4 protein-coding genes and 1 pseudogene are annotated in these 6,068 nt (G+C 55.8%); 1 reads left to right on the top strand and 4 read right to left on the bottom strand.

From position 1 onward, the window contains the following. Nucleotides 1-24: 24 nt before the first annotated feature. The 4 genes from R6V78_RS13325 to R6V78_RS13310 all read right to left on the bottom strand — a co-directional run bounded on the left by R6V78_RS13325 (nt 25) and on the right by R6V78_RS13310 (nt 5,530). Nucleotides 25-1,053, bottom strand: coding sequence for a hypothetical protein (locus tag R6V78_RS13325; RefSeq protein WP_410289856.1), 1,029 nt, complete (start codon nt 1,051-1,053; stop codon nt 25-27). A 50-nt stretch (nt 1,054-1,103) separates the two neighbouring features. Continuing rightward, nucleotides 1,104-3,383: a nitric-oxide reductase large subunit gene (locus R6V78_RS13320; protein WP_410289855.1), complete on the bottom strand. Its 2,280-nt coding sequence runs from the start codon at nt 3,381-3,383 to the stop codon at nt 1,104-1,106. A gap of 13 nt (nt 3,384-3,396) precedes the next feature. After that, nucleotides 3,397-3,954, bottom strand: a complete 558-nt coding sequence (locus R6V78_RS13315) for a hemerythrin domain-containing protein (RefSeq protein ID WP_410289854.1) — start codon at nt 3,952-3,954, stop codon at nt 3,397-3,399. A gap of 955 nt (nt 3,955-4,909) precedes the next feature. After that, nucleotides 4,910-5,530 carry a cell wall hydrolase gene (locus R6V78_RS13310; protein WP_410289853.1) on the bottom strand — a complete coding sequence of 207 codons (621 nt, stop codon included), beginning with the start codon at nt 5,528-5,530 and terminating at the stop codon, nt 4,910-4,912. A 295-nt stretch (nt 5,531-5,825) separates the two neighbouring features. Here R6V78_RS13310 and R6V78_RS13305 point away from each other — a divergent pair. Continuing rightward, nucleotides 5,826-6,068: pseudogene (locus R6V78_RS13305) on the top strand (hypothetical protein); the annotation flags it as partial.

The following is a 6,068-nucleotide window of genomic DNA, read 5'->3' as shown; positions in this document are numbered from 1 at the left end:
CTTCTCGGAGCAGGACCAGACGTTTCATCGCAGGTATTTTTCTTTCAGGACCGTGGCCATCTGGTTAACGGCGGAAAAGGCGCGCTCCACGGTGCGCTCCTTGTCCGGGTTGACCAGGCAGCAGGTGGCCGGGGAGAGCATGGCCCGGGAGATCAGCAGCTCGCGGTCGACGCCCTTGGCCCACAAGGTTTTCCAGATTGTTTCGAGGCGTTGGATCAGCGCGGGTATCGCCTCCTGGGCAAAGGCCTCGAAACCGGTGGGCACGATGCCCCATACAATGATCCCGCCCCGGTCGATAAACTTGGCGATGGATTTGGCGTAGGAAGCGAAAATCTCGGCGTTGGTGTATACGTCCAGCGACAGCACTTCCAGGTCCAGGTTGAGCAGGAAATCCCAGTCCGGGTTGCCGCAGAGGTGAATTCCGCGGGGCCGGTCCACCTGGGCGAAGAATTGGTCCAGGTCCCCTTTGGCCTTGATGTCCCCATAGCCGGCCATGGCCGAGAAGAGAAACTGCAGGCCCGGCTCATCCACGAACATGAAGGCGTTGGGGTTCAATTGCCTCAGCCGGGCCAGTTGCACGTTGAGCCGCCGGGCCATGAAATCGAGCATGAACGGTCGCACGGTGTCATCGAAAAGGATGGGTCGCTCTCCCTGGTCCAGAATGTTGAACCCGAAGCTGATCGGCCCTTCCAACTGCCCCCGGATGGCGGGTCGCTCGGCCAGGTCCAGCGCGAGGAAGCGGTGGTAGACCGCCGAATAGGTTTCGCCGACGTCGAAATAGGCCGGATCGTCGAAGTGCAGCAGCGCCTCTTCGAGTTCCTCGGCAAACTTATCGATGGAAAAGCGCAGGGTGCGTTTGCCCAGGTCCAGGATGATGCCAGGGAAATGTTCGGCCGCCTGCACGTACATGTCTTCGTAGTAGCTGTAGTTGGGCAACTGGGGCCAGAAGGGTACGTCCAGGGACAAGGCCGCATCCAGGGCGCGGTTCACATCCGTGTGCGGCATCACCGCCATGGCGGTGGTCAGCAGGTTGCCGGGGACGATGGCGATCATGGTCCTCCCTGGCCGGCGAGGCCGGCGGTTGTCATTTCATTCGCTGCCGATCACGCGCGCTGAGGCTGCCGGATCTTCAAATACGTCAAGCCGGCGGCAATCACCATGGGGATCACGCCCAGCACGATCAGCACCCCATGCGAGGGCAGGCTGGCCCATTCCAGCATGCGGATTCGATCCTGGGCCATGAATTCCAATCCCCGGGCATGCCAGTACCCGTTGCTAAGCACATCCCAGATCTGCAACACGCCCACGGGGAACAGGTTGGTGATGACCATCAGCGCCAGCCCCACGTTCATGCCCCAGAAAGAGACCTTGACCCATTTTTCGGGCGCCACCCATTGGTCGTCGCTGAGTACATGGCGCAGGCAAAGCACCAGCAAGGCCATGGCCAGCATGCCGAAGGCGCCCAGCAGCGCCGCGTGGCCGTGGTTGAGGGTCAGAACGGTGCCTGCCTCGAAGTAGCTGACCACCGGCATGTTGATCAAAAAACCGAAGACACCGGCGCCGACAAAATTCCAGAAACCGACGGACATCAAAAAGTAGAAGGCCCATTTGTGCGGGATGACCTTGCGGGGCGCCGGAGCGGTGCCCTTCGTGCCGGTCAGCTTCACGAAGTCCCATGCGTCCAGCGTCAGCAGGGTCAGCGGGACGACCTCCAGGGCTGAAAACATGGCGGCCAGGGCCATGGTGAAGTTGGTCTGGCCCGTCCAGTACCAATGGTGGGCCGTACCGATGATGCCCCCGGAAAGAAACAGGATGGCATCCAGGTAGATGACCCGGATCACGTTGATGCGACGGACAACTCCCAGTTGATAAAAGGTCACTGCCACCAGAACGGTGACGAACAACTCGAAAAAGCCTTCCACCCATAGGTGGATGATCCAGAAACGCCAGGTGTCGACCACCGCGAAGTTGGTGGTGCTGCCGAAGAAAAAGGCCGGCAGGTAAAACACGGGAATCGATGCCGCCGCCGCCAGAAAGAGCCAACCGATCTCCTTTTTCTCCGGATCCTGCAGCGCCGGAGCGATGGCCCGGTAAAGCAGCCACATCCAGAAGCTGAGTCCCACGACCAGAATCACCTGCCAGAACCTCCCCAGCTCGAGAAATTCCCAACCCTGGTGACCGAACCACATCCACAAGGACCCAAACAGCTGATGGATGCCCAGAATTTCACCCAGCAGGCTGCCCACCACCAGCACGACCAGGGCCCAGAACAGCAGGTGGATGCCCGTGGCCTGGCCGCGGGGTTCATTTTGGCCGAGGGAGGAAGCCAGCAGCAATCCGCCGGCCACATAACCGGTCGCGATCCAGAACAAGGCCAGCTGCAGGTGCCAGGTGCGCAGGACGTTGCTGGGAAGATACTGGGCCAGGTCGATGCCGTAGAAATCGCCGGGGTCGGCCCGGTAGTGCGCCAGGGCCCCCCCGATCATCACCTGGGCCAAAAAAAGCAGGGCGACGATCACGAAATACTTGACCACCGCCTTCTGGCCGGCCGTGGCCTGGCCGGGCCGCATGATGGGACTGATTTCCGGGGGACCGCCTTTCCACCCCAGGTAGTTGAACCTGCCGAAGGTAAACAGCACCAGGGCCAGACCCCCCAGCAGCATGACCACGCTCAGCGCGCTCCACAGGATGGCATCGCTGGTCAGCAGGTTGCCGACGGTGGGGTCGTAGGGGAAATTGTTGGTGTAGGAATAGGGCTTGTCCGGCCGGTTGGCCACACTGGCCCAGGCGGCCCAGGCGAAGAAGGCGGTCAACTGGTGGAGTTCCTGCGGGTCTGAGATATATTTGCTCGGAAGGCCGCCGTTGTTCGTTGGATGCGCGAAGTATTCGGACCAGAATCCCATCTGACGCTGGAAGGACACTTTTTCGGCCTCGGTGAACACGAGGGTATTCGAGGCTGCATCGTAACGATTTTCTTTGAGCAGGAGGGCTACCTGGGCGTTGATCGATGCGCGTTGGCCATCGTCGAGAATCGCCAGGTCTCGGCCGAATGCCTCGCTTGCCAGCGCGCTGCCGGCGTCGTTGGACAGTTCATGAAGGTATCTTGCCGAAAAATCAGGCCCCAGGTAGGAGCCATGACCCCAGATGGAGCCGTTTTGCATCAGCGCGTACTTTAAAAAAACCTGCTGACCCGCCTCTATGTCCGCTTTGGTGAACACCGGCTCGCCGCCGGGGCCGACCACCGCTGCGGGAATCGGCGGTGCATGCCGGTAGGCCTGCACGGAGATGAAAATCAGGATCCCCATGCCGATGAAAAATACCAATGCTACGCTGCGACGCCACCATGGTGAAAGATCTCTGGTTTCAAAAGGTTGAGTCTGCATTTGAATGTCTCCATCACTTGGTAAGGTAGATATTCTGCAGTTCATCCAACAGGGCGTGAAACGCCTCGTGTTTTCCTTCCCCGATGCGTTCATGTTCCAATTTCTCGAAGGCGCTATAAAGTGCCGCATCACGGTCTGCGTCGAGCCTGGTATCCGCCATGGGGAAAAGAACGGCGTCCTCCTTGGCAATATGCTGGGTCAGCAGGTCCACATAGGCCTTTACGGTTTGTTGAATACCACCGGCTGCCTGTCGGTCTCCGGATCGATAATCTGACACGAATTGTTTCAGTCTAGCCGCCAGCTTGCGGCCTTGTTCGTGCTCGCTCAACATAACCCCGATCGGTCCACCCTCCTTGACCACCCCGGCGGCTTCCAAGGCCGGGAAGAGAAATTCCTCCTCCTTGCCGTGATGGCATTTATCAATAAAAATGGTCAGAAACTCCATGATCCCATCGATGTGAGGGGGGTGCAGCGGTTCGCCGTGCCCCACTTTCTCAGATATCGCGTTTAACACACGCAGCATTAATTCGATGCCGCGATGCTCGTTTTTCAGCTCTTGAGTGGCTTTCATATTGGCCTCCTTGGGTTCTCAGCTCAAGGATAGTTCCTTGGCCGGAAGAATGATATAGATCCGGGCCCGCCGCTTAAAGGAAAGGACCTGCATCCGTCAAAAGGAGATTAAGGGGATGGATTCGTTTCGGAAGACATTCCGTTGACCCGGCATTGACCGATGGTGGGTGCAGATGAACATGTTCCGAACGAATCATCACCGACCCATGGTGACCGTTGTCTTTAGGGGCAGGAAAGACCAAATCGCCGATGTGCAAGTGGGTTCGTGCCACACCACGCCGGGAAAACATTTTTCATGTCCAGAAACCTGGCCACGCTGTCTTGGGCCTTCAAGATCGATCCAATCGCGGACCACACAGGAAAATGGTCGGGGCAAGAATGATTCTCTGTTCTTTACGCAGGCTGATCTTTTCAGCTATCACCTGGGGATTGATCCCATCGCGAACTACCGTTACCGCACCTGTCAATTAAAGATACATTGAAATGTATCTGGAGTCAACCAGCCCTGTCAAATGCTGTGATAGACGGGATTATGCCATCTCGTTGGAAATCGTGCATGGATGAAGATATGTACACTTATTCAATATCAGTTACGATCAGCCTCTGCGGTGAGGGGACCGAATCCGTCGAAGAAAATGGTTATGTGTTCCTACCATTCTCTATATGGAATGCCGGAGCTAACCGTATGATTACACACTTTCTTATTGCGCTGATAATTTGAAAGAGCCGAAAGATCCAAATTGTTGTGTTCTGTCGGCCCTAAAATTACACGCCCAAAGAACTTCAGGACTTGTCTTGTTTTCTATGGGTATTGCAATTTACGGAACGAGCATACAGGCACCCTCGCGGAACCGTACCTCTGGAACGGTGTGTCTATTGTAGTATTTCGAATTGATTCGCCATTCTCGCTCTTCACCAAATGCTGGGTTCTTTATGACAGCGAAAACCTGAATAGCCTATTTTGCCGTGCCTCCGTGAGGCTTGTAGAAGACAAACTCGCCGATCTCGACCGTTTTGATATATCCCTTGGACCAATTCGTTTTTGTTTTCCTCTGAAGGAAATACAATGCGCCACCGGTTCGGTCCGTTAGTTGTCGGTTGAGAGCTTTTCGGGCTATTTCCTTGGCGATTCCATAGGATTTATCCTCCTCTGCGTCATCCGGACGGCCATCGCACCACCACGAGAACTGGCACGCCCCCTGCTCGTGGCCTTGTCTGACGACTTCACAAATCGTGTTTGGAAAGCCCTCATGGCCTATCCGGTTCATAACCACGTTGGCGACTGCTTCCATACTGGCAACCCCATCGCCCCTGGCCTCCCAGTAGATGGTGCGTGCAAGACAGGTGATTGCATCGTCCAAGCGTTCTTCGCCGACCGGATCGACCGCCTGTGCTTCAGGCTTCGTGATGATCTCGGATGGAGAAGGCAGCGACTTGCTGCCCTCGGCCGCCGCGTTCTGCTCCAGTACCGCCGCCTTGCTCTCAGCGGTTTCCGCCATGTGTGTCTGGTCAGCCTCGATCTCCTGGCCCAAGAGAATGATTGTCGTAAGGCAGGCCGCAATCCATATTTGGCGCATGGTCGAACCTCCTGGATAAATTAAACATGGCCCCACGCCCGCGCGATACGCCCCACGGACCATCCCCGCCGAACATTAATACTCAATAGATGTTTTGTTTTTGTCCCATTCTGGAATGTTATATAGACGCCTTGTTAACATCCCATAAAGAGACTAAAAATAGCCAGATTAAACTTAAAATACAATTGTACTGTAAGCGTCTTATAAACCCCATCTTCACAGATCCGGCAAGCCGTGGCAACACGCAAAAAAATATCCAAACATTACCCAATTAAAAATTCTTTGGTACCATAACATGAAAGTCCTTTTGATATCCGCCAATACAGAAACAATCAACATGGCGGTGCTATCCGACGGCTGTTTCCATGAAAACGAAATGTTTACCGTTTCTCCGGCAGTTGACACCAGGACGATAGAGCATTTGTTCAGGCACAAAGTGCTCAAGATGCTTCTAAATAAAGGCAAGATCACGCCGGAAATGATTGCACTGATGGATAAATGGCGCCATACCGGATTCAATGTGTTTGTCGGTCCGCGC

Source organism: Desulfosarcina sp., assembly GCF_046496365.1.
Taxonomy (GTDB): Bacteria; Desulfobacterota; Desulfobacteria; order Desulfobacterales; family Desulfosarcinaceae; genus Desulfosarcina.
Note: the sequence above shows the minus strand (reverse complement) of the source record. Positions and strands in the feature narration are given on the sequence as shown.